The organism is Limisphaerales bacterium (assembly GCA_014382585.1).
GTDB lineage: Bacteria > Verrucomicrobiota > Verrucomicrobiia > Limisphaerales > UBA1100 > JACNJL01.
The window spans coordinates 1-4,028 of the sequence record JACNJL010000051.1 but is presented as its reverse complement, the minus strand read 5'-3'; the positions used below and the strand labels follow the sequence as shown (position 1 = coordinate 4,028).

Genomic DNA, 4,028 nt, shown 5'->3' with positions numbered 1-4,028 from the left:
GACTTAAAATCCCCCGGCTTTTAAAGGCCGTGACGGTTCGAGTCCGTCCACCGGTACCAATCCGTTTGCAAAAATAATCATCATGGGTGCTGAACATCGAATTGAAGTGTTGAATCTTGACTTACCGCCGGCTCCGAAGCCGGGTGGGGTGTATCAACCGGTTTTCATCTCGGACAACTTCGCGTATGTGTCGGGGCATGGTCCGTTGTTAAATGACGAAAGCTACATCACAGGCAAGGTCGGGGCGGAATTAAATACGGAGGCAGCGAAGGTGGCGGCGCGGCAAACCGGATTGGCAATTTTGGCGTCGTTACGCGTGAAGCTGGGGTCATTGGATCGGGTGGCGCAGTTGGTGAAATCATTTGGGATGGTGAATGCCACGTCTGATTTTTTGGAACATCCGCTGGTAATCAATGGCTACAGCGAATTGATGGCGGAGGTGTTCGGACCGGAGAAGGGAGTGGGGGCGCGTAGTGCAGTGGGCATGGGCTCATTGCCAGGAAATATTGCGGTGGAGATCGAAGCGATTTTTGAGATCAAATGATCATGGCGGCCAATCCTTTTCAAGTGAGCAATGAGGCGGAGATTGCCTCGCCTTCATTGTTGGTTTATCCGGATCGCATTTTCCGCAATCTCGGACAGATGCTGAGAATTGTCGGTGATCCGGATCGGCTGCGGCCACATGTGAAGACACACAAATTGCCGGAGATTATCGGCATGCATATCAGTCAGGGCATTGAAAAATTCAAGTGCGCGACCATCTCAGAATGTGAAATGACCGCCGGCTCCGGCGCGCGCGATGTATTGCTGGCTCATCAACCAACGGGGCCCAATGCCGCGAGGTTGCGTTTTTTGGCGGGTCGTTTTCCGCGGGTTACCTGGGGCGCGGTGGTGGATGATGCGGGGGTGGTGGCGATTTTGTCTCTTTTATTTGCTGATGCTCCGGAGCCGTTGCAAGTGTTTTTAGATGTGGATTGTGGGCTGCATCGTTCTGGAATTATGCCGGGCGCGGAGGCATTTGCATTATGCAAAGCAATTGAAAGTGCCCCGGGCTTGGAGCTGGCGGGGTTGCATGCATACGATGGGCACAATCACAATCCGGATGTTGAGCAACGTGAGGCCCAATGCGAGGCAGACTTTGTGCCGGTTTTGGCCTTTAGGAAAGATCTGCAAGCGGCCGGGATGGCCGTACCAAATTTGATTGCGGGGGGGTCGCCGACATTTCCTATCCATGCGCGGCACGATGATCGTGAGTGTAGCCCGGGAACCACAGTGCTATGGGATGCTGGCTACAGCAGAGAATGTGCGGATATGCCGTTTGAGCCGGCGGCGGCGCTGCTTACACGGGTCATCAGCAAGCCGGGTGAGAACCGCCTTTGTTTTGATCTTGGGCACAAAGCCGTTGCCGCAGACAAGCCTTTGCCTCGCGCATGTGTGATTGGCCTGGAGAAGGCCACGCACGGTGTGCACAGCGAGGAACATCTGGTGCTGGAAACACCGTCAGCCAAGGATTGGGCGGTGGGCGATTGCGCTTATGCCATTCCGGAACATATTTGCCCCACTGTGGCATTGCATGATGAGGTGTGGGTGGTGTCTGACGGGTCGGCGACGGCACGCTGGGAAGTTTCCGCGCGGCGTCGGCGATTGGGGGTGTGATTTTTCGCCAGTCGGCCGACGGTTATTTCTTTTTCGGCGCGGGTTCAGGCAAATCAGAATCTGCGGGGCCGGGTTCTTCTACAGGATCCGGGACGGAGTCGGTTATTTCATCTTCGGAACACCCGGTTGAAAATATCAACGGGAGTGCCAGTACTGGGAGGGCGAGAGTTTTGGTTAGTGGATGTAAAATTTGTTTCATAATCAAACCAGTAGCGCTTTTATTTCCAGTGAAGCGAGGGAGAAAGTCAATGACTTTGTCTCTTGGCGACAGTACCCTCCGCCGATGTTGATTCTGGATGCTCATCTCGATCTTTCGATGAATGCGATGGAATGGAACCGCGATCTCACACAGCCAGTTTCCATCTTGCGCGAACGCGAGACTGGCATGAGCGATTTAAAAGATCGCGGCCGGGGAACGGTGTCGCTCCCCGAAATGCGCCGTGGCTCCGTGGGCTTGTGTGTGGCTACTCAAATTGCTCGATATGTAAAGCAGGGCAACCGGCTTTCCGGTTGGCATTCACCGGAACAGGCGTGGGCGCAAACTCAAGGCCAGCTCGCGTGGTATCGCGCAATGGAGGTGCAGGGGGAGATGGTGCAAATCGCCGATAGAACCAGTCTCGATCGTCATGTGGATTTATGGGAAAACAATCCGCCGAATGACGCGCCCATTGGTTACATTCTTTCACTGGAAGGTGCCGATTCCATCATCACACCCGCGTGGCTGGAAAGATCTCATGCACAGGGTTTGCGCGCGCTGGGGCTGTCGCATTATGGGCCGGGCACGTACGCGCAGGGCACGGCCTCCACTGGCGGGTTGGGGCCGCGTGGGCGGGAATTGCTCGCAGAAATGGAGCAGTTCAAGCTCATCCTTGATGCTACTCATTTGTGTGACGACAGTTTTGCCGAAGCGTTGGATGCCTTTGGCGGATCCGTGTGGGCGAGTCATAATAACTGCCGGGCCTTAGTGCCAAATGATCGCCAGTTTTCTGACGAACAAATCTTGCGACTCGTCGAGCGTGATGCCGTGATTGGCGGTGCGCTGGACGCATGGATGATGGTACCGGGTTGGCAACGGGGCACAACTACCCCTGAATCTTCCGGCGTGAAGCTGGAACATATGATCGACCATTTGGATCACATTTGCCAACTCGCGGGCAACGCCCGGCACATCGGCATTGGCACGGATCTTGATGGCGGCTTTGGCCGCGAACAAAGCCCTGGCGATCTCGATACCATTGCCGATCTACAGCGCTTGCCGGAGTTGCTATCCGCGCGCGGCTATTCACAGGACGATATTGCGGGTGTGATGCACGGAAATTTCCTGCGCTTTCTGCGCGAGGCGTGGTAGCATTTGGGTATGCAACTCATTCGATTGTTCCCCGTTTTTTTGGTAGCAACTGTTTTCGCAGCAGACCTCCCGCAAAAAGAATTCCCATTATGGTCCGGCAAAGCGCCCGGACAAAAGGACGCCACGCCACGCGATATTCCGACGTTGACGCCATATTGGGCGGCCAAGCCCACGGGCGCGGCCATGGTAATTTGCCCCGGCGGTGGCTACGGCGGGCTCGCACCGCACGAGGGCAAAGGCTATGCGGATTTCTTGGCGGCGAAAGGCATTCATTGTTTTGTTTTAAAATATCGCCTCGGCTCGGCGGGGTATCGGCATCCGGTGATGTTGCAGGATGTGTCGCGGGCGATGCGCACGGTGCGGCATCACGCAAAGGAATGGGAAATTGACCCGCAACGCATCGGCGTGATGGGCTCCTCGGCCGGCGGGCATTTGGCATCCACCATTGTTGCGCATTTTGATGCGGGCGATGCGAAGGCAAAGGATCCCATCGACCGCGTCAGCTCGCGGCCCGATGCGGCGATTTTATGTTATCCGGTCATCAGCATGGGGAAGTTTACACACAAGGGTTCCAAGCGGAATTTATTGGGTGCAACCCCCGCGCCGGAATTGGCAAAATTACTTTCGAATGAGCTTCAGGTGAAACCCAATTCCCCTCCGTGTTTCATTTGGCACACGTGGGAAGACACCGCCGTGCCGGTGGAAAACAGCCTGCTCTTTGCCAGCGCCTTGAGGCAAAAAAAAGTGCGAGTAGATTTGCACGTCTATGAAGCCGGCCGGCACGGGTTGGGGCTGGGCGGCGGCCGCGCCGGGGGCAAGCTGCATCCGTGGACGAGTGCCTTACTGTTCTGGCTTGAGCAACGAAAGTTTCTGAGCAAACAATCTGCCCAATAAAAAATTGCCTTGCCGAGACTAACCATTGCGGGTAAATCTATTTCTCGGCTGCGCCCTTAGCTCAATTGGATAGAGCACCTGATTACGGATCAGGAGGTTGGGGGTTCGATTCCCTCAGGGCGTACCATTT

At 55.6% G+C, this 4,028-nt stretch carries 4 protein-coding genes and 1 tRNA gene; all 5 read left to right on the top strand.

The window, feature by feature from the left end:
* The first annotated feature begins 82 nt into the window (after positions 1-82).
* Entirely contained in the window at positions 83-544 is a 462-nt protein-coding gene (locus H8E27_11835; GenBank protein ID MBC8326303.1) for a RidA family protein, read from the top strand.
* A gap of 2 nt (positions 545-546) precedes the next feature.
* Positions 547-1,656: a D-TA family PLP-dependent enzyme gene (locus H8E27_11830; GenBank protein ID MBC8326302.1), complete on the top strand. Its 1,110-nt coding sequence runs from the start codon at positions 547-549 to the stop codon at positions 1,654-1,656.
* 283 nt (positions 1,657-1,939) lie between these two features.
* Complete coding sequence (locus H8E27_11825) at positions 1,940-3,004, top strand: membrane dipeptidase (protein ID MBC8326301.1); 1,065 nt, start codon at positions 1,940-1,942, stop codon at positions 3,002-3,004.
* 9 nt (positions 3,005-3,013) lie between these two features.
* Positions 3,014-3,898, top strand: a complete 885-nt coding sequence (locus H8E27_11820) for an alpha/beta hydrolase (GenBank protein MBC8326300.1) — start codon at positions 3,014-3,016, stop codon at positions 3,896-3,898.
* Positions 3,899-3,948: 50 nt separating this feature from the next.
* Positions 3,949-4,025 (top strand) — tRNA-Arg (locus tag H8E27_11815).
* Positions 4,026-4,028 lie beyond the last annotated feature (3 nt).